Source organism: Nonlabens sp. Ci31 (assembly GCF_012974865.1).
Taxonomy (GTDB): Bacteria; Bacteroidota; Bacteroidia; order Flavobacteriales; family Flavobacteriaceae; genus Nonlabens.
Map to the genome: position 1 here is coordinate 1,868,339 of NZ_CP043633.1, position 21,738 is coordinate 1,890,076.

Below are 21,738 nucleotides of genomic sequence, written 5' to 3' on the forward strand. Positions count from 1 at the left end.
TGCCTCCTTTTTCTTTACCTCTTTAAAAGTCTAATAGAACCTATAAAAAATTTAATCTAAATAATATTGGAGTCCCAAAAGGAAGTTATTACTGTAAAAATCTTTTAGAGTAAAAAACTCTGCGTTACTAGTCAATATGAATCGATCAGAAATAGGATAATAGACCTTTCCTCCATACCTCAGAAAACTGCCGGAGAAGGTGTCCAAAAACCCGCCTGCATTCAGGGTAATATCTAATTTATTTCTAGGATTTTTAAAATTGTATTCCATCCCAACACCTCCATACAATCGTTCTTTGATTGTCCAATAGGGGTAGCCAGCACTATTGTCTCTATTACCTAGCATTCCAGCAGTTTCTGCATAAGGTTGAAGCACAGAGTTACCATGTTTAAGCTTCTTCCCTAACCTAGCTAATAATAAGCCGTCTATAGCACCGTCTGTAAAATAGTTTCCTTCCATACTTAGTACTGCTTGATAGCTTCCTCGCATTTGTAATTCTTCATAAACACTCCATTGAGCTCTATATATATCTAAACTATAAGCAGGTCCAGTTATAGCGGGCCTTAATGAAAATTGTGCCGAACTATATAAACTATCTAGAGGTAAGGAAATTCCTGCTTGTAACTCGTAAAAAAGCTTTTTATCTGTCAGATCATAATTCAAACCTAAGCCAGCAGAGTAGTTGATTTTTTTAAAAACCTCTTTAGATTTAAAGCTATATCTAACACCCAGAAGATCATGATCTCGATTATTAATGTTCTCTTCATTGATATTGATTTGATAAGCTCTCGCTTGATTAACTCCTATTTTGTGCCGCTGCCATTTACGGTCGGTAAAAGAATAGCTTATGGAATTATTTAAGGATGTTGGATTTAGTTGATCTGTCAAAAGATCAGATTGTGTTTCTATAAAGGTTCCTTTAATAGGTCGCAATTCATTTTTCAGCCTTCTTTTGTTTTCGGCGTCTACTATTTCTGGATAGGAAAGAGCAAGTTGCTCTTGTTGTGGTAATTCTAAATCTCTAAAATCTTGGTTCAGAGATACAACTAGTAGTTTTCTTTGTTCACTTTCAAGCATTTTTGAAGTAATTGCAAAGGCCTTGTCGTATAAACCTGCGGACTTAAAAGCAGTAGCCATGTAAGATTCAATATCCGGGTCTCTTTTGTTAGATTTTATATAGGTATCATAAATCGAGGTCATCTCCTCATAATTACCCAATTCTGCATTCCATTGCAAACGATCTGTAATACTAAAATCTGGAACACATTGAGACCAAGCAATCGCTTTCCTATAAGACCCTATGTTTCCATAAGCATAAGCAATATCTGATGCTATAGAAAGTAATTTAGGTTGCTGACAAGGATTTTTAGAAATCAATTCCTGCAAGGCTTTTGAAGGATTTTTTTCTAGTAAGTAACTTAAATAGGCGGGATAATCAGCGCTTTTTAAAGCCTCCTTATCTCCTGTACTTATGCGCCACGCGGTAGTAGTTTCAGCCTCTAAATTAGATGCACAGTCTGCCCATTTTAAAGCAAGTTCGTAATTGTCTCTATCGGCAAAGCTTTGTGCTATTTTGTTTGCTATTTGATGCAACGACTTGTCTTCACAAGGTTGAAGCTTTATAAGGTAGGTACTGGCCAAGTCCTCATTTTGGTCCATTAAAACAGATAATAACTCAGCCTTTTCAGAGGATTTATTCTTGACTATTGCTTGTAGTAATTCTTGATCAGAAAGGTCCTTTTCCTCAGATGGTTTAAAAGAATCTTGGTATAGCTTTTTAAGAGCCTCGTCTTCAGGGAAAAGCTCCATTTTTCGTTCCATCCACAATTGACGCGTTGGTAAGTCAGGGTAGTCGCTCTGTTGTGTAAGCTTTCGCGAAAGCGTCACTAGCATTTCATTGTTGCTTTTTACATATTCTTCATTTAGAAAGCTCCAAAATTGATTGGGCTCTTCATTCCAGATGGAGTAGGTATGCAGCGCCATCCAGTCGTTATTGCTAAAACTTGAATTCTGGACTATTTTTTCACGTAAAACCGAAATAGCTTTTGATAGGTTCTCATTTGCTACATAATAAGCAATTTCTTCGTTGGTGTCGGTAAATTCTATTTCATCGCTGAGGTACTTTTTATAGTCAACAATAGCCTTGTCAGCAGTAAATGTACCGCTAGGAGCAGGGCTTAAAAACGGGCTAGGTATTACGAGGCTAGAGCCAGCAGTTTCAACCATAAATAATTTCCCATCATGTAAATTAGTGGAGCTAAAGTAAAGTTCTCTTTTTTTAAGGAGGTTTTCAAAGTCTTTCACCAAGTGACCTTCTATATACATCATCCAGAACTGTGCTGTTCCAGCGGTACTCCTTACCTCTAATTGTTGATCGGTCACTTTATAAACTAAAGTTGAATTTCTCCACTGTTTTGTTTTAATTACGGCATCTTCTGTAGTTAAAGATCGCATTAAAGGATATTGCTTTTTTATTTGCTTGATATAGTTTTCAAACCTAGGAAGTAATCCTGGACTACCATCAGCTGAATTTTTCCATCCATAAGAATTTTTGTTTCTATACTCAAAATTCCCCTTTCTATCAGAGTTGGTTTCTTTAGGAATTTGATAGACATCATCTGGATGTATAAAATGAGACCAGATACCTGTGTATAGAAATAAGGACTGATGATCAAATACGGTCTGTTCTTCGATGACATAACCACTACTTATTCTAGGGAAATCGTAAAGGTCAGAATTGTAGGGCTCCAGGTCAAACTCGCGTCCTCCTCCATCTTCAAAGTCTCCCAAATACAAACTGCTCATTATTTTAACAGATGGCATTCCTATGCTTAAAGCCTCTATTCCTATATAATCGATGTTATTAGATGGCGGTACATAAGTTCTAGGTAAAGTACCATATTCAGATGCCTTCCACTTTTTTACAACAGATTCTAATGCGGTAAACATAAAATCCTCGTTAGGCCACTGTGACGCTACAAGCGATTGATGGTTGTACCCGTGAAATCCCAATTCGTGATGTTGTTTGACGACATCTTTCATAAGAATATCTGGCCTAGGGGTTCTATTAGAAGGATCTAAACTATTATCCCATTCTGGAAATAAAAAGGGAGGTTCTACACTGTTGCGATAATCAAAGCAAGGAATAGCGGTATATTTAAGTTGGTATTTTTGAGCCAAAGCCAACATATCTGGCCACCATATTTTAGTGTAAAAATCAGCTGAATTGATATGATATTCTCTTTCAATAGGCTCCTCTTTGCCAGTATAAAGTGGCGTAGGGAAATCATCTAAAAAAATAGTGCTCACATTTGCTACGGTATAAGGAACCCCTTGCAGGCCACTTAAAATAGCGCTAAATAATAAACCACGTCCCTCCTTTAATGGTGTTTCTAACCGGTTAAAAGTAATGACTTGACCTGCACCTATATTATTTTTTAGGATGGTAGGATAGGTAGGCTCGTTAAATGCTGTAGCTAAAACAATCACATTTTTCTTAAAGTTATCTTTTTGAAACCCGTCGTGTTTTGTTTTATCATCAGTTTTTTTTCCTCTCATTCCAGGTAGGAAATCGTTGTCAAAGGAAAAGCCTTGAGCTTTATAATTTTCTGTTTTATCTGCGTTGCGTTTTATTCCGGCCAGAAAGTCAAAATTTGTGTGGTAAGAGATTTGAGGTAGGAGAATAGTGTTTCCGCGAGCGATAAATAACACTAGACTATCCATAGTTTTTGGGGAAAGACTGCTGACATCTCTTAAGATAATTACTCTAACAGTTGACGGAATTACAGGGTTGTTATTGAACTTTTCAAGGTCCGATTGTTGATAAGGTATTTTAGAGTAGTTAAGTGTTTTTCTAATTTGATTGACTTCTTTTTTAAGGCTGCCTTCTCGAGTAAAATCAATGACTAATGGAAAGTCACTGTCTTTGTCATAAGTAACCTGAACTACTTCAGGGACTTCTTGTTCTACTGCGCAATTTTGAAAGAAAGAGACCAGTATAATTAATAGGGCGTATTTGTAAATTTTAATATTTTTCATAGTTACAAAAGGAGGTCTACTACTTTATTAGATTTAGGCTCATTGATGATTTCAAATACTTCTAATTGAGAACTTTTGCGATAGAGATTTACCGTACGCCCTCTTTTTCTTAGTTTTTCAATAATTTTTAAGGTGACTTCTTGTTCCTGAAAATCGAGATTGTTTCGCTGGTCCCTTATAGCTTGTTTGGTATAGATAAATACAAAAGCACTATTAGGAATAACAGCATCAGGGTTAGCTTTTAAGTAGTTGTAATTATTGCGATACAAATGATAAGTAGAATCTAGAACAAGATAGTTCTCGTTAAACTCTCTATAGTTGGTAAAAAAATGTCTTCCTTCTCCCAATCTGGAATTTTTTTCATTGTTGACCACTGTGTAGGAATAAGGCAATAACTCTGTTCCCATTTTATCATAGATTCTTATGATTTGCTCATTGACTAGATTCTTTTTAGGAAATTTAACCAGAGTTCCATTATCCATAAATAGGAATACACTTACTATAGCACATGTAGTCAACAGCATTTTAGACCACATAGGGATTTTGACATAAAAGGCGCTGTAACTAACGAATACTGTAATACCTATTAAAATACAAATGCTAGGTGCAAGAAGCTGGTTGAGGATATCTATATCTATAAAGTAAAAATTAATTTTATTCAAAAGAAAAAAGCTCAACAGCAACAAACTAACTATAAATAGGGAAGTAGAAGCCTTCTTTCTATAGGATAAATAAGCAGTGATAAAAGCTACGACCAGTACCACTCCTATGGCGATCTGATACAAGACATCAGTTTTGAATAGGAGTTGTGGCAAATAGCTATAGGTATTAGAGGAATATAAATTTGATTTTATAAAAAGCAAGAGATCATAATTTTGAAAACTTGCCGAAATAAAATAAATCAAGGCTGTAATCCCTAAGGCCAAGACATAACTCCACAATAGTTTTAAAGAATAAAGGTGCGATTCTCTCCAATTATAAAGGCTAGCGGTCAGTACAATTACTGGAAGTATAAAAATTCCCAACATAAAATCGATGTTAATGATCCCAAAGGAAAGGACTAACATGTGATAGAAGAATTTCTTAGGGTTTTCAAAGTTCTGAACAGGTTGCAGCGCATAGATGATATAGGGAAGCATGATGGACAAACCTGTAAAAATAGGTTTAGATTCTGTCAGTTGATTGATGTTAAGAGGTAATAATGGGTATAGTAAAATAAAAGAAAGTGCCGTAATTAAACCTGGTAAAATAGGCCTACTGGTTATTTTGTTGACAAACCAAAATAAAGAAACCGTAAGCAAAGCATTTTCTATTAATCCATAAGAAATTAAAGCATTAGCATGAGTTATACCGGTAATATCGCTATAAAAACTGATAAGAGAAGACTCTCCCATCATAGTGCCTGAATGGAAAAAATACTGATTGTGATTGATGTCCTTAATGATGGCTAGATCGCTGTACCAAATGTCAGATAAGAGGTAGCTGTCAAAATAAAAGAAGTAATATCTCGATGCAAAGGCTAGTATGGCGAGTGCTATGCCTACACCAACTTGCCACTTTAAATATTTATAAAGCTTGGGGTCATTAATGCTTTTTCTGACTTCAAATTTTTTATTAAATCCTTTAACATCCAAGAAGAACTCTCTTCGTTCCTTTTTAATTAAAAGATAAAGGAGCAAGCGTTTTTTGATCTCTTTGAATTGCCCTCTTAATGATTTTTTAAAATTGAGATTTAAGAAAATGAGTAAAAGAATGGATAGCAAAATGACTAGAATAACTATAATGTCATAAGCGTTGAGTTGTGTTAAAACTAAGGTTATCATCACCAGGCCGCTTATAAATAATGGATACCTTAACATGAAATAGTCCAAGCCACGACTAGCCGAAACCCTGCGTACAGCAATAATATTTAGGCCGTAAATAAAGAGAATAAAAAGCAGCAGTCGCAAAGGGCCTATTACTACAGATGGTGTATAGAAAATATCCATATTACTTTTTAAACCTCGGTGTTTTTTGGAGATCAATTTGTCCTATAAATAGATCGAATTGGGAAGCTTTAAGCCGGCTCTTAATTTTTTTCTTTAGTTTCTCGGTATCTGCATATTCTATGAGTATGATAGGAATTTTATGTAATTTCTGTATTTCTTTAATGCGATCCAGGCGCTCCTTATAATCTTTTTTATCGCGTAATTGATAGGTGTCTTTCTCAAAATTGTAATTAGTAGCAACACTCTCCACAGCAATAAGATCTATGAGTGGACGCAAATCTTCTATTATGAATAGGCCTGCATTTTGCATGATGACGCTTTCGCGAAAGCGAGACTTTACACCTTTTAAAAAACCAACTAAAGAATCTTTAAGCTGAGGAGTAGACCCAAATTCTGTATAATTATCAATATTGTCTAAGAATAGGCCATCGAATTTTTTAACAGCAAGATGGTCTTCTATTTGATTCTTTAACGCATTTATAGTTGCAGGAGCACTAATGTCTAACGTATGACTGTTCCATTGTTTGTTAACTCCTATGGTCTCGTTTTTTACCTCGTCGTAATGAGAGGCTGCCTCATTAACCTCTCCTAAACTTATATAGGCAAGTACATGCTTGTTTTGGGATTTGAGAGTCTGCACATCTTCTGTATTAAAAAAAGTAGGTTCTACAATAACATAATCATATCCTTTAATATCTTGAGGATAAAAATCTCCATAACAAAACAAAATCTTACCCTGTTGTTTTTGCGAGTGGCTTAAGTTAGCAGCACTTAAGAGTGTCATAAGTAAAATGAGTTTAATAGGATGCATAGAAGTGATAGTCTAATTTTTTAAAATACCTGATCGCTTTTATTGTGGTTAATGCAGCAAAGGTCATGGAACCAATTAACATACCAATAACAGCGTATTCATAAGAAAAAAATCGGCTCAATAACAAGCCTATGATAAGATTAACTATAGTAGCTATAAAAATGGCAGCCAAAGGCTCTTTATGACGGTTAAGGGTGTAGAAATAAAGCACATTAAGCATGCCTAGGGTAAGAAATAAATAGCCCAGTGCTCCAACTATAAAAACTTGAATACTCAAATCAGAGAGTTGTTCATCAAAACCGGCTTCATAGCCCCAAGGCTGGGTGATTATAAAGTATAACAAAACACCAATGAGGATAGCGGTCCCAACAAAAATTTTGATATTCTTAAAATACAGTTGCAACATGGACTTATTAAATTGCGCCACTTGATCAAATATCATGGTGCGCTGCCTGTAATCCATCAATCGAGAAAATGCTGAAACACTGTATTCTAGAACACCTGCAAGGAAGAAAAATACCAAAATAGCAAGATCCATTCCTATTTCATAATCCGGTTCATAGTAAATAGCATAAGGAAAATTACGACCGCTGCGACTGGACCAAGCGATGATTCTATCCATAAATATAAAGCTGTAAATAGTGACTCCGTACAAGAAATAATCCAGGTTGCGGTATATGGCCAGCAGCATTTTAGGTGCTTTATTATGAACTCCTTTAGTAGAACCAATTAATTTTTTAAAGAAAATAAACAAGTAAGAAAAAGCTATAAAAATCCCTATACTTATGGACAACCAGTGGATAAGATAGGTGTTGATGGCAGTTGTTAGGTGAAGAGCAAGGGCGAGTGCCGTAGCTACAAAAACGCTGACACTGATCATCCAGCGCTGCTTAATAGTATATAATGGAGCGAGAGCTAATAGAAATAAGCCTATTAAAAATCCGTACGCATAAACAATGCAAATAAATAAAAAGGGATACAGATGAATAAAGAAATTAATGGCTACGGAGACTATAAATAACAGCAGCATTGTTTTCATTCCTAAAAGCACAATTTGTTTTATAGATGCGTAGGCCATGGAATAGTCTTCACTATACCAATAAAAGGATACTTGTTTACCTATGACCTGCACAAAACCGCCAGTCGCAACGAGTCCAACGATGACCCCAAAAACCACTGCCGTAGATTGAAGGTCATTAAATCCTACGTAGGTCCAAAGCGAAAAGCCAAAAAATATAATAGCAAAAATTTGTAGCGCTACTGGCAGCAAATGAAAAAGTCCCGTGCTGTATTCTTTAGCAAATAGAAGACTGCGCCCAGTCATATAAGCATTAATAGAAATACGCTTGTATTCTTTTATTCCTGCATTGGTCTGTTTTTCATTTTTAAGTTGGTAATATTCTTTTTGATCCAGAATTTGAAATATATAGTTTGCCAGATCAAGTATGGACGGATAATCATAATCTGTTTGAGCATCTACATCTCTTATTCCAAGGGATTCAATAGAGGCGGCAACTACTAAGACATTAACAGGTTTGCCATTGCGTTCTTTGATATCCTCAAGGAGCTGCTCTAAGGCCGTTTTTTGTGTGCTCATGAGTTGGTTGTAGAGTAAGTGGTCTGAGCATTTTCTATTTGAGAAGAGTTGGATTCTAAAATAGTAGAAGACAACACATTCTCATAAGCCTTTTCATATTGATCGATAAAAAGGTCTAAAGTAAAATGATCTAATACGCGCTGTCTAGCATGTATTCCCATGGAGCGACGCAAAGCTTCATCTAGAAGTAATTGTACCACTCGATTCCCTAATTCTTCGGCATTTTTAGGTTTACACAAAAATCCAGATCCTTCGTCTAGGGCTTCTTTTACGCCACCTACATCTGTTGAGATGACTGGAATGCCAGATGCCATAGACTCTATTACCGTATATGGGAAACCTTCAGAAATAGAAGTGAGTATGGAAACATCTCCTTCGCAAAATAACAGATGCGAGTTTTTTCTTGGCCCCATTAATTTAAAATTATTCTCAAGTTGCAGTTTTTTTATCAAGTCCAGACATTCTGCTGTATACTCTGGTACAGCTTGATCATCTCCATAGACCAGATATTGTATGTTGGGTAGTTTCGCTTTCGCGAAAGCGCAAGATCGAATCATGGTTAAAACATCCTTTAACTCAAATATCCGCGCCAAAGCTACTACTGTAGGAATTCCTTTTAAGTGTTCAGGCTTTTCTCTAGGCTTAAACAGCTCGTGATCCACACCGTTATAAATAACTTCTATCTTATCTAAAGGTGCACCGTAAAGTTGTTCCCATTTGATATTGAATTCATTGACAGAAATGATTTTTTCTGCTTTGTAATAGGTTAGTCGAGAAAAAGCCTCAGAAAAATTAATGAGCAGTTTTTTAAGAAAAAATGGGTATTCAGAACTATTGATAGCCAGTAGACGTTCTCTGATAAAAACACCATGTTCAGTAAGTACGATCTTTGATCCGTACTTGTATTGAGCAATTAAGGCTGGAATGACCGCAAAGCCGCTTAGGGTTAAATGAGTTATATCAACTTTAGGAACATCGGTAATGGAGAGTGGTATTAAAAATCTATAAATCCATCGCATACCTATAGTAAGGTCCATAAGACTAGCGTCAGGGTTTCTTTCTTTTTTAACTACTTTCTCAATGGTTTCCTTATAAACTTTCCAAACAGCTTCCTGGCGCATGGTTTCTTTAAAGTCATAATCCTCAAAATACAACCACAGTTTTTTGAATATTTCGTCTAGTAAGGGAATGTTTTTCTGATCACTATAAATAAATTCTAGCAACTCTTTAAATAAGGGTGTAAATTGGGTGCTTACGGGTTTGCGAGTCGTCCAAACTTTCTTGCCTATGGTTTTATAATATTCGTCTCCATAACTGATATAATCATGTGGTTCATCTGGAGTCCATAACGGAATTTGAAGAATGTTTTTTACAGATACTGGAAGATCGTATTTGGTAGCAGATTCAAAAGCAGCATTAATAGCATAGATCGTAAAATCGGTGTTTTTAGTTTCCGTACACAAAATATGTGACCAAGTAGAAACACCACCACCGTTGTATGGGTAAGTTCCTTCGGTAACTAGCATAACACTCTTATTTCTAGTCATTAAACAGGGGGGGGTTGAAATAACATACATAATTACTAAAAATAAAATCACTACACATATATAATTTTGATCAAAAAAAATGATTTATAATTATTTTAGTTGTTAATAACAGGGCTGATTTCAAAGCAATCTGAATGTTAAACATCATGCTTATTTAGATTCCGCTTTCGCGAAAGCGGAACAAAAAAAATCTTCTTTTCTATAAATTAATGTATATTTAAGAGCCAACTTAACATATGAAGGAATTACGCTATTACGACTTGGGTTACTCGGAGGTTTTTATTTTTGAAAATTATTTGATCAACCAGATTAAAGAAGGAGAAATAGTGACGGTAGATCATGCGCAAGTCTTGAAAGCGATGATTAATAAACATTTTTCAAATCGCAAAATGATTTATATAGGAAATAGAGTCCATTCATACTCTGTTAATCCGTTGGTGTATTTAAAAGTAGCAGAAATTGATAATTTGTTAGGGATAGGAATTGTCGCAAATTCTGAGATAAAACAAAGTACAGCAAATTATGAAAAGCAATTCAGCGCAAAACCATTTAAGATCTTTTCAAATATGAACGAAGCGATCGTTTGGGCGACGGAGCAAATATCTTTATGGACGTAAAAAGTTCCTTTAATTTGAAATAAAGTAAGTAATTATTGTCGGAATTGATTTAATTTAAATGCCGTAAACGAACCACTTAATTTTATGAATATCATCCACATCAGTGCAGAGTGTTTTCCAGTCGCCAAAGTAGGTGGACTTGCAGATGTTGTGGGGGCACTTCCTAAATATCAAAATGGTCAAGGAGAAAATGCGAGTGTCATTATGCCCTTTTATGACCTTGCTTTTACAAAAACACACAGCTTTAAAAACATTGGAAGTGGGAGTGTCCATTTAGCTCAAGAACATTATAAATTCAACGTTCTCCAGCTCGTAGACATAGACTTGGGTTTTACACTCTATTTGATTGATATTCCAGCATTGCTCTTTAAAGATTACGTTTATTCTGCCGACGATTCCAAAAGATTTACTGCCTTTCAAATTGCTGCGCTGCAATGGTTAGGGACACAAAAGCAACTGCCAGACGTAATTCACTGCCACGACCATCATACAGGACTAGTTCCTTTTATGATGCAATATTGTTATGATTTTGAGTTGTTTAAAAATACAGCCTCTGTGCTGAGCATTCACAATGCACAGTATCAAGGGTGGTTTTCTCACGAACTTATAGATTATATCCCTGCTTTTAATGCAGAGCACGCAGGACTGCTAGATTGGAATGGTAATATAAATCCGCTCGCCTGCGCTATTAAATGTGCCTGGCGTGTGAACACCGTTTCTCCTAGTTATATGGAAGAATTGAAACATCAGGCTAATGGGTTAGAAGGTTTATTAAGTCATGAGTCTGCAAAATGTGTTGGGATTCTCAATGGTATAGATACACAAGTTTGGGATACGGTCACTGACTCTTATCTGGTAAAGAATTATACCGCAGCAACAAATACAAGTGGTAAAAAGGCCAATAAAAAATGGCTATGCGATACCTATAACCTAGATATAGATCAACCCTTATTTGCCTTTATAGGCAGGCTGGTTTATGAAAAGGGCTCCGATCTTTTTCCAGAAGCCTTTGAACAAGTGCTCAATAATCAAAATGTTTCTATCTTGTTATTAGGATCTGGAGATCCTAAAACAGAAGAACAGTTGATTGCTTTAAAAGAAAAATTTAAAGGCAAATACAATTTGCACATAGGTTATGATGAGAAATTATCACACATCGTCTACGCAGGAGCAGATTTCTTACTTATGCCATCTCGAGTAGAGCCTTGTGGCCTCAATCAGATGTATTCCTTAAGGTATGGAACCATTCCAATTGTTAGAGGTATTGGCGGGTTAAAAGATACGATCGTGGATATAGAAGATGGCGGCTTTGGATTGATGCATGACGATACGACGGTGGAGCAAATAGTATCTTCTGTGAAAAGAGCAGCCACCCTTTATAAAGATCAAGTAAAAATTAAAAAATTGAGAAAACAGATCATGAACATAGACCATTCTTGGGATCGATCTGCAAGAATCTATATACAACTCTATAACTCATTAACCGACTGATTATGATGAATGACAAAGTTTTAAGTATCATATTAGGTGGCGGACAAGGAACAAGACTTTATCCACTTACTGAAACCAGAAGCAAGCCAGCAGTAAATATCGCTGGAAAATACCGATTAGTTGATATACCCATTTCCAATTGCATCAACTCTGGTTTAAAGAGAATGTATGTATTGACACAATTTAATTCTGCTTCATTAAACAGGCATATTAAGAATACCTATCATTTTAGTTTTTTTAGCTCAGCATTTGTAGATGTTCTTGCTGCCGAGCAAACTCCAGACAACAAAGGCTGGTTTCAAGGTACTGCCGATGCTGTTAGGCAAAGCATGCATCATGTCTTGAGACATGATTTTGAATATGTATTAATTTTGTCTGGTGATCAATTGTATCAAATGGATTTTAATGAAATGCTCCAAGCACATATAGATGCAGGGGTAAAAATATCTCTTGCTACGATTCCTGTAAATGAAAAAGACGCACCGTCTTTTGGTATTCTTAAGACGGATCATGACAACAACATCACTTCGTTTATTGAAAAGCCAGTTACAAGTTTATTATCAGATTGGACCAGTCCAGTAAGTGATGAAATGAAAAACCAGGGCAAGAATCACCTCGCCAGTATGGGGATTTACATTTTTAATAAAGATCTATTGATAGAGCTCATGAACGATAAGAGCACTATTGATTTTGGTAAAGAAATTATTCCACAGGCAATTGGTAAACATAAAATACGGAGCTATCAATTTGAGGGGTACTGGACAGACATAGGAAATATAGAATCGTTTTTTGAAGCTAACCTAGGTCTTACTGATGACATCCCCGAGTTCAATCTTTATGACGATAAGCAACGTGTTTTTACCAACGCCCGATTGTTGCCTACCTCAAAAATATCAGACACTCATCTAAAAAAGGCCGTTATTGCTGAAGGTTGTATCATTCAAGCTGCCAAAATTGAACGTTCTGTTATAGGAATACGTTCTAGAATTGGAAAAGATTCTACGGTAATCAATACGTATATGATGGGTAATGATGACTATGAATCCCTAGAGAAAATCGAAACATCAAATATTAAGATTCTGGCAGGAATAGGGGATCGATGCTATATAAAAAACACCATTATCGATAAAAATGTACGTATAGGAGATGACGTAAAAATCGATGGAGGGCCACATTTAAAAGATCAAGAAACGGAGTATTTTGTGGTAAAAGACGGTATTGTTGTCATTAAGAAAGGCGCAGTTATTCCTAAAGGTTTTTCACTTTAAATGATGGCTGAGGTAATCGCACACAGTCGTTTTACAGATTTTGACATCGATTTATTCCAAAGTGGTAAGCACTATAGATTGTATGAGAAATTTGGTTCTCATGTCATGACCGTTAATGGGGTAGTAGGGACCTATTTTGCCGTTTGGGCACCTAGTGCCAAAAGCGTTTCTGTAATTGGAGACTTTAATTTCTGGACAGAAAATGAACACCAGCTTCAAGTGAGATGGGACAGCAGCGGTATTTGGGAAGGCTTTATTCCAGGGGTAAAACACGGCGCAACCTATAAATATAAAATACAATCTTCACACAACAATACGGTAACTGAAAAGGCTGACCCCTACGCAGGTCGTTGCGAGCATCCACCTCGTACCGCAAGTGTGGTGTACGATTATCAACCCAAATGGAATGATCAAAAATGGATGAAGTCGCGCAAGAAAAATAACGCGCTTGATGCTCCATACTCCGTATATGAGGTTCATTTGGGCAGCTGGAAACAAAAGATAGAAGAAGATCGAAGTTTGAGTTACCAAGAGTTGTCTTTGGATCTGGTCGCTTACGCGAAAGAGATGCAATTCACACATATCGAGTTTATGCCAGTCATGGAGTTCCCTTATGATCCATCTTGGGGCTATCAAATCACTGGTTATTTTGCCCCTACGGCAAGATTTGGTTATCCCGAAGAATTCCAAGAATTGGTTAACGCTTGTCATAATGCCGGCCTGGGAGTCATATTAGACTGGGTGCCATCGCATTTTCCAGAGGATGCGCATGGATTAGGTTATTTTGACGGGACACATTTATACGAGCATCCTGATAGAAAAAGAGGGTACCATCCCGACTGGAAATCTTTGATCTTTAATTACGGCCGTAATGAAGTAAAAAGTTTTCTAATTTCTAACGCACTTTTTTGGCTCGATCAATATCATATTGATGGTCTGAGAGTTGATGCGGTGGCCAGCATGCTGTTTTTAGACTACTCCAGAGAAGAAGGAGAATGGGACCCTAATATTTATGGAGGTAGAGAAAATCTGGAAGCCATTGCTTTTCTTAAAGAAATGAACGAGGCCGTTTACCTCAATTATCCAGATACACAAACTATTGCAGAGGAAAGTACGAGCTTTCCCATGGTAAGCGCACCCACTTCAGTCGGCGGCCTTGGTTTTGGGATGAAATGGATGATGGGATGGATGCATGATACATTACAATATTTTAAAAAAGAACCCATTTACAGACGCCACCATCAAGACGATTTGACTTTCTCGATGACTTATGCCTTTACGGAGAATTTTATGTTGCCCTTATCTCATGACGAAGTAGTTTATGGTAAAAGCTCCATACTGGGAAGAATGCCAGGAGACGAATGGCAAAAATTTGCAAATTTAAGATTGCTCTATTCTTATATGTTCACTCACCCAGGCGGTAACTTAATGATGATGGGATCTGAATTTGGACAACATGAAGAATGGGATTTTAACGGGAGTTTGGACTGGGACCTGACTCAATATGATCCACACCAAGGAATTCAAGAGGTTGTAAAAGACTTGAACAAACTTTATAAAAATGAAAAAGCCTTGCACGAGAAGCAATTTAGTATAGAGGGCTTTGAATGGATTTCTTATGAAGATCACGAGAATTCAGTGATCAGTTTTATAAGAAAAGGAAAGGATTCTCATCTAGTAATCGTCTGTAACATGACACCGGTAGTCAGAGAGCATTACCGCATAGGCGTGCCAACTCATAAGAAGTATAAATTGCTGTTTAATAGTGATGACTCTAAATATGGTGGCTCCAACTTTAAAGTTAAAAAATCCTTTATCGCTCAAGAAAAAGAATGGCAACATAGAAAGCAAAGTGCAGAGTTGCGATTGCCTCCTTTGGGGGTTTTAGTTTATGGTTAGAAGAATAAGGGATTTGTGTTTTTATCTAGTGTAGGAGTTTGATTGTATAATTTTCTTAAAATATCCTAAAATAGGGACTTAAAGCGTACAGCTCTTGTCAATTGACTTTTTTTATGGGAAGGAGCTTTTGGGTTTTCTTATTTTAAAGAAAAACAAACATGAAACTAATAAAATCAATTTCCATCGCATTAATCGTTTTAATTACATATGGTTGTGGACCAGCGGTGACTGCAATGAAACCTACAAATGACAATTTAGATAAGTACCGTACATTCTCATATGTACCCAACGCAGCTTTGGAAATGCCAGATAAAAATGCCAAAGACGGTGTAAATCGTATGGTCATTCAAGCCATAAATGATAATATGATAGATGCCGGTTATGAATTAGAGCGGGATCAACCAGATTTACTGCTACTCATCAGTTCTAAGATCTATCAAGAGACAGAATTGGAAAGAGACCCTATTTATAGCTTCTTATGGGTATTACAACCGTCCAGGGCTAAGTGTAAATCCATATTACAGCAATTATTATTACAGAGGCTATACTACCTTTCCTAGAGTAGTAGGTTATGATACCGATACCTATAATTATAAAGAAAGTACTCTTATTATTTAGTTGGTAGATCGAGAAACTAATGAAACGGTCTGGAAAGGTCTAAGTAGCACAAGTATTTATGATAGTGCTAATGTAACAGCCATGACTAATTTGGTCAATGCTATTTTTAAAAAATATCCATTGATGACTAAGAAATAAAATTTAAATAAATAGAGTTTATCAAAGATTGGTGTGATAGCCAGTCTTTTTTTTAAATATAGCTCAATAGGTTATTCATATAATTATAATCGGTAGAGGAATTTATTTATTCAATCGTTTATTCAAGTAAGCTTAACTTATAGGCTGTTTTTATAATAAAATTGAATATTATTTCTAGTATCGGTTCTTCTTTTCGGCTCTGTGTAAGACAAAACACTAAGAGTTTCTTTAATAAATAAAACTGCTTTCCATATAAAGGGAGGTAAGGAGCTTTGACACCTTATACATAAATTATTTTTTTCTCTTCTCAAACCGATGTGAAGAAAGAATCATCTGGCAATGCATTCAGAAGGGGCGATTCTTTTGAAAATTAGTTGCTAAACAAAATGTTTTATGAACCCTTAGAAGACTGCGTTAAAATTCCATTAATGCTGCTCCTTTCCCAAAATTGTTATCCTACCTTAGTGCAAAACAAAAAATATATCATGAAAAATTTAGGATTATTAGTCACCTTACACGCAAAACCAGAACAAGCAAATACAGTAGCTGACTTTATTAAAGGAGCTGTAGAATTGGCTAACAAAGAAGAAAAAACATTGACTTGGTACAGCTTTAGAATAGACGAAACTACTTTCGGAATTTTTGATACGTTCCAAGACGAATCTGGTCGTGAAGCACACCTTAATGGAGAGATCGCAAAAGCCCTGATGGGAAAAGCAGATGAATTGCTATCACAAGCACCAGATATCAAGAAAATTGAAATCCTTTCTGCTAAATAGCACCTTCTAAAACATGCTGAAGCTGTTATGGAAAAAGCAAAGGCAAAAGAACTAAACACAAAGAGGAATAGCAGCGTTGTAGATGTTGGAGCAAATCAAGTAGTTTTTGTTCGTATGCATGTTACATGCTTGGGTAGTGCAGATATTTCATTGAATAAAGCAAAGACTGCATGTTTCTTTGACATGCCATCCAGAAAAACAGGAAAGCTATCACAACCAGAAACAACTCTTTTCAATACAGAGCATTCAAATAACAGATTGATTTCTTTTCCAGCTGGAACTCCACTAGAAGATAAAGAAAGAAATGTGACAGGTGCTTTTGGAGTAAGAGGTAAACATTTAGAGCATGATCATGCAGTGGCCTAGCTGTTGTGAGTGCTATTTGAATACCATTAGATATTTGATGAAAGCCCCTTTTTAAGTGGGCTTTTTATGCGAACTGATCACCGTATTTTATAACGATTCTGCTTTATAAAGCAGCCTGTACTTCAGAAAGCGACATACAAAATCGCAATTTTGTCCATGACCGTTTATTATAATTGCGAATTCCATAATTCTGAGTTATCGTTTTTATCAAATTCTCAAGGGTCAGCGTTGCGTAACTATCTCCTATTTAACAAGCTGATAGATCAATATTTTTCATAATTTACACAACTGGGAGCGTCTTGCCAAAGCGCTTTTTAAAATACTGAATAGCATCATCTTATGATTACAAATACAGAGTTACACAGTCAGGGAAATGTCTTTCCAGGTAAATTGACTTCATTTGACCATGTCGTAGATACACTCACCTTTCATGCAGATAATGGTGTGATTTTGCGGGTTCAAATCTTTCGCGACAGCTTGTTACGTTTTAAATACGGTACCGGTGGAAAACTTGAAAAGGACTTTTCTTATGCGGTAGAGGCCACTAGTAATAGAGGTTATAACAAGCTAAGTGTTGTAGAAAAGAAGAATTACTACGAGATTACTACCTCAAAGATCGTTTGTCATATCGCAAAAAAAGATTTAAAATCTCGCATTTTTGATCTGACAGGAAAAATCATCTGTGAAGACGAGTTAGGCTTTCATTATGAAGAGAGCTATAAATACGGTGGAGAGATAGTAAAAATGTCTAAAAAGGCTCAGCCTGGTGAGAGTTATTACGGTCTCGGCGATAAGCCAGCAGATAATAATTTGCGTGCCAAAAGATTTGAAATGTGGGGAACAGATCAATATGCATTTGGTAAACACACAGACCCGCTTTATAAGAATGTACCCTTTTACGTAGGCCTTCAAAACAAAATTGCCTACGGGATTTTCTTTGATAATACTTTTAGATCCTTCTTTGATTTTGCACAAGAGCGTCATCATGTGACCAGCTTCTGGGCACAAGGGGGGAATATGGATTATTATTTTATTTACGGTCCAGACGTGAATAGCGTGGTGAGTGGTTATACAGAGCTTACCGGCAAACCAGAATTACCGCCTTTATGGGCGCTTGGTTTTCATCAGTGTAAATGGAGTTATTATCCAGAAAGTAACGTTAGAGAAATCACTTCAAAATTCCGGGAGTTACAAATTCCTTGTGATGCTATTTATTTGGATATCGATTACATGGACGGCTTCCGTTGTTTTACGTGGGATAAGGAGAAGTTTCCTAACCCTACTAAAATGATTAGTGATCTAAGGGAAGAAGGTTTTAAGACCATAGCCATTATAGATCCGGGAATCAAGGTAGATCCAGATTATTATGTCTACAAAGAAGCTATGGAAAACGATTACTTCTGTAAACGTGCTGATGGTCCTTATATGAAAGGAAAGGTCTGGCCAGGAGAATGTTATTTCCCAGATTATACCAACCCTAAAGTAAGAACTTGGTGGGCAGATTTATTCAAAGGTCTCATTGCAGATAATGGACTTGCTGGTATCTGGAATGATATGAACGAACCTGCGGTGATGGAGGTTCCTAATAAAACTTTTCCAAATGATGTACGTCATGACTATGACGGTCATCCTTGTTCTCACAGAAAAGCACATAACATCTACGGTGCTCAAATGGCTAGGGCTACGTATGAAGGTGTCAAGAAGTATATATATCCTAAACGTCCATTTGTCATCACAAGATCTGCTTATTCTGGTACACAACGATATTCCTCCAGCTGGTTTGGTGATAATATAGCAACTTGGGAACATTTGAGTATTGCAAATATTCAAGCGCAACGCATGGCACTTTCAGGAATGTCATTTGCAGGATCTGACATAGGTGGTTTTGCAGAGCAGCCTACAGGGGAGCTTTTTGTAAGATGGATTGCCCTTGGTATTTTTCACCCCTTTTGTCGTGTGCACTCTAGTGGTGATCATGGAGATCAAGAACCCTGGACGTTTGATGAGGATGTGACCAATATCACTAGAAAATTTATCGAGCTGCGATACAAGTTACTCCCTTATCTCTACACTGCCTTCTGGCAATATGCTGAAGAAGGAACTCCTATGTTGAAATCACTAGTGGTGTACGATCAAGAAGATGCACAGACACATTATAGAAATGACGAATTTATTTTTGGAGATCAAATCCTAGTTTGTCCCATATTAGAACCTAACGCCAAAGGTCGTAGAATGTACATACCTCGAGGGGAATGGTACAATTTCTGGACTCGTGAAACGATTACTGGAGGAAAAGAAGCATGGGTAGATGCCGATATAGATGAGATCCCTTTATTCGTTAAGGCTGGTTCCATCATCCCGCGCTATCCTGTAATGCAATATGTAGGAGAGAAGAAAATAGAGTTCTTAACTTTAGACGTTTATTATACCATAGGTAAAGAAAAATCGGTGGTTTATGAAGACGCAGCAGATGGGTATGATTATAAAAAGGGCCGTTTTAGTCTTAGAAATTTAAGTTTTAAAGGCAAGGAAAAAGAGATCATTATTTCTCAATATAAAGATGGAAAATATGCGGCAGAATATGAAACCTTGCGTTTTAACTTTATAGGCTTACCATTTGAAATCAACTATGTAGAAGTAGATAATGTAAAAGTTTCATTGGAAGATTTGAAATACGATCAAAAAACTGAAACCCTATATGTAGACAAGAATTTTGCAGAGCTGCACATTGTAGGGAAATAAAATTTTAAGTTATTCAGTTATAAAAGAGAGGTCGAGAGGCTTCTCTTTTTTTTATAAATGCTTTTTGAAAAAGTATTTTTTGTTTTATCGCTTTCGCGAAAGCGGAACACTAATAAGCTTCCAGAACCCATTCTTGCGAAGGAGATTTTTAGCACTAAAAATATTATAGTTAAAAAGGTATAAAATTAAATTTTGGAAAATTAAATGCTTTAATATTGCACTCGAAATGCAAATAAAAGTCAGAAATTTTTCTATAATAACGATGTTGTTCGTTTTTGGATTCCAATTATTGGGTGTCCATAGCTTTGCATCTAACGCCGCTTTTGACTTCAACCATGCTGAAGTAATTGATGATTCGATTACAACACAAAATAAAGAATTTACTACTGACCCTTTATCAGATCCTATTTATTTCTTTGCAGAATATCTGGAAGAAGTAGGAGAAGAAGATCTTGAAGAAGAAAGTAATCCAAAAGAGTTTTTAAGTAATTTTTCTCATTTAAAAAGTAATTCCCCTTATAGAATTGCTCTTCAAACTATAGAGGCTGATTGTAAATTTTACTCTCGTAAAAACCAGCCTCCGTTTTCACTTCCTTTATACATAAAGTATCTGGTTTTTAGACTGTGATATTGATGAACTGAGATAGGCAAGCCTTCTCAGTAAACTTTTATTATATCAGCCACTTGTTTTCTATAACATAATTAGAACATGGTTGTAATTCACTCATCACTTATCATCATCAAAATATTAAATTAACATGAAGCAAGTTATTTTGCTAATCGTTGCATGCGTCTTATTATCAAGCTGTAACGAGCATAAAGAAAACCATCACAAAGAAGTAAAACATTTAGTAACGAGTCCCATACAACTAGATACCACTATTACTAAGGATTACGTAAGTCAGATTCATTCTATTAGACATATTGAATTAAGAGCTCTAGAAAGAGGCTACTTACAGCATATAGCCGTAGGTGAAGGACAATTAGTTAGAAAAGGGCAGTTAATGTTTCAAGTAATGCCTAATGTTTACAAGGCAGAGCTCTCAAAAGCAGAGGCCGAAGCAGAGGCGGTTGGTATTGAGTATAACAACACTAAACTTCTAGTTGAAAATAAAATCGTTTCCCCTAACGAGTTAGCTCTGGCAAAAGCAAAGAAAGACAAAGCACAAGCGGAAGTCTTAATGGCTCAAACTCATTTGGGTTTTACAACAATTAAAGCTCCTTTTGAAGGTATTATTGATCATTTTTTAGTGCGAGAAGGAAGTTTGCTAGATGAAGGCGAGTTGCTTACTACATTATCTGATAACAGTCAGATGTGGGTTTATTTTAATCTTCCAGAATCTGAGTATTTAGATTACATGATGAATGGTCATAGGGATGATAAAACCCAAGTAGGTTTATTGCTGGCTAACAATCGTGAATTTAATCACAAAGGAATAGTAGAAACTATAGAAGGAGAATTTAATAACGAAACAGGAAACATAGCTTTTAGAGCTACTTTTCCTAATCCAGATAGAATTTTACGTCATGGTGAGACGGGTAGTATTTTAATGACCCTGCCGCTCAAAAATGCTATTATTATTCCGCAAAAAGCAACCTTTGAAGTTCTAGATAAGAAATTTGTTTTTGTGATTGATAAGGATAATATCATACGTCAGAGAGAAATTAAAGTAGGAGCAGAGTTGCCACATCTTTTTGTTGTTGAAAAAGGTCTTACGGTAAAAGACAAGGTGTTGCTTGAGGGGTTGAGATTAGTGAAAGTAGGAGAGAAGATTTCTTACGATTTTGTGCCTCCTGCAGAAGCCATTTCCAACTTAGGACTCTACGCAGAGTAATACC

General features: G+C 36.1%; 15 protein-coding genes. 10 read left to right on the forward strand and 5 right to left on the reverse strand.

Annotation, left to right across the window (positions count from 1 at the left end):
* Nucleotides 1–51: 51 nt before the first annotated feature.
* From F0365_RS08240 to pelF, 5 genes are read right to left on the reverse strand one after another with little or no spacing between them, the layout of a single operon-like run.
* Nucleotides 52–4,038 carry a DUF2194 domain-containing protein gene (locus F0365_RS08240; protein ID WP_169933257.1) on the reverse strand — a complete coding sequence of 1,329 codons (3,987 nt, stop codon included), beginning with the start codon at nt 4,036–4,038 and terminating at the stop codon, nt 52–54.
* Nucleotides 4,039–4,040: 2 nt separating this feature from the next.
* A complete protein-coding gene (locus tag F0365_RS08245; protein ID WP_169933258.1) occupies nt 4,041–6,026 on the reverse strand; it encodes a hypothetical protein in 1,986 nt (661 codons plus the stop codon).
* 1 nt (nt 6,027) lies between these two features.
* Nucleotides 6,028–6,810, reverse strand: a complete 783-nt coding sequence (locus tag F0365_RS08250; RefSeq protein WP_169933259.1) for an endo alpha-1,4 polygalactosaminidase — start codon at nt 6,808–6,810, stop codon at nt 6,028–6,030.
* A 13-nt stretch (nt 6,811–6,823) separates the two neighbouring features.
* Entirely contained in the window at nt 6,824–8,434 is a 1,611-nt protein-coding gene (pelG, locus tag F0365_RS08255) for an exopolysaccharide Pel transporter PelG (protein WP_169933260.1), read from the reverse strand.
* Nucleotides 8,431–9,960, reverse strand: coding sequence for a GT4 family glycosyltransferase PelF (gene pelF, locus F0365_RS08260; protein WP_240961573.1), 1,530 nt, complete (start codon nt 9,958–9,960; stop codon nt 8,431–8,433). Before pelF ends, pelG begins: the two co-directional genes overlap by 4 nt.
* A gap of 257 nt (nt 9,961–10,217) precedes the next feature.
* On the opposite strand from pelF, the gene F0365_RS08265 reads away from it, so the two are divergent.
* From F0365_RS08265 to F0365_RS08310, 10 genes are all read left to right on the forward strand, one after another.
* Nucleotides 10,218–10,598 carry a hypothetical protein gene (locus tag F0365_RS08265; RefSeq protein WP_169933262.1) on the forward strand — a complete coding sequence of 127 codons (381 nt, stop codon included), beginning with the start codon at nt 10,218–10,220 and terminating at the stop codon, nt 10,596–10,598.
* Between the two features lie 84 nt (nt 10,599–10,682).
* Nucleotides 10,683–12,089, forward strand: coding sequence for a glycogen synthase (locus F0365_RS08270; RefSeq protein WP_169933263.1), 1,407 nt, complete (start codon nt 10,683–10,685; stop codon nt 12,087–12,089).
* A 2-nt stretch (nt 12,090–12,091) separates the two neighbouring features.
* Nucleotides 12,092–13,357 (forward strand): glucose-1-phosphate adenylyltransferase, encoded by a 1,266-nt coding sequence (locus F0365_RS08275; protein WP_169933264.1) that lies wholly within the window; start codon nt 12,092–12,094, stop codon nt 13,355–13,357.
* 3 nt (nt 13,358–13,360) lie between these two features.
* On the forward strand, nt 13,361–15,256 hold the full coding sequence (gene glgB, locus F0365_RS08280) for a 1,4-alpha-glucan branching protein GlgB (RefSeq protein ID WP_169933265.1): 1,896 nt from the start codon (nt 13,361–13,363) through the stop codon (nt 15,254–15,256).
* Between the two features lie 158 nt (nt 15,257–15,414).
* Nucleotides 15,415–15,816: a DUF4136 domain-containing protein gene (locus tag F0365_RS08285; RefSeq protein ID WP_169933266.1), complete on the forward strand. Its 402-nt coding sequence runs from the start codon at nt 15,415–15,417 to the stop codon at nt 15,814–15,816.
* 681 nt (nt 15,817–16,497) lie between these two features.
* Nucleotides 16,498–16,791: a putative quinol monooxygenase gene (locus tag F0365_RS08290; RefSeq protein ID WP_169933267.1), complete on the forward strand. Its 294-nt coding sequence runs from the start codon at nt 16,498–16,500 to the stop codon at nt 16,789–16,791.
* A gap of 27 nt (nt 16,792–16,818) precedes the next feature.
* On the forward strand, nt 16,819–17,157 hold the full coding sequence (locus F0365_RS08295; protein ID WP_169933268.1) for a GlcG/HbpS family heme-binding protein: 339 nt from the start codon (nt 16,819–16,821) through the stop codon (nt 17,155–17,157).
* 339 nt (nt 17,158–17,496) lie between these two features.
* Nucleotides 17,497–19,899 (forward strand): glycoside hydrolase family 31 protein, encoded by a 2,403-nt coding sequence (locus F0365_RS08300; RefSeq protein WP_169933269.1) that lies wholly within the window; start codon nt 17,497–17,499, stop codon nt 19,897–19,899.
* Between the two features lie 226 nt (nt 19,900–20,125).
* Nucleotides 20,126–20,527 carry a hypothetical protein gene (locus F0365_RS08305; protein ID WP_169933270.1) on the forward strand — a complete coding sequence of 134 codons (402 nt, stop codon included), beginning with the start codon at nt 20,126–20,128 and terminating at the stop codon, nt 20,525–20,527.
* Between the two features lie 130 nt (nt 20,528–20,657).
* A complete protein-coding gene (locus tag F0365_RS08310) occupies nt 20,658–21,734 on the forward strand; it encodes an efflux RND transporter periplasmic adaptor subunit (RefSeq protein WP_169933271.1) in 1,077 nt (358 codons plus the stop codon).
* The last annotated feature ends 4 nt before the right edge of the window (nt 21,735–21,738 follow it).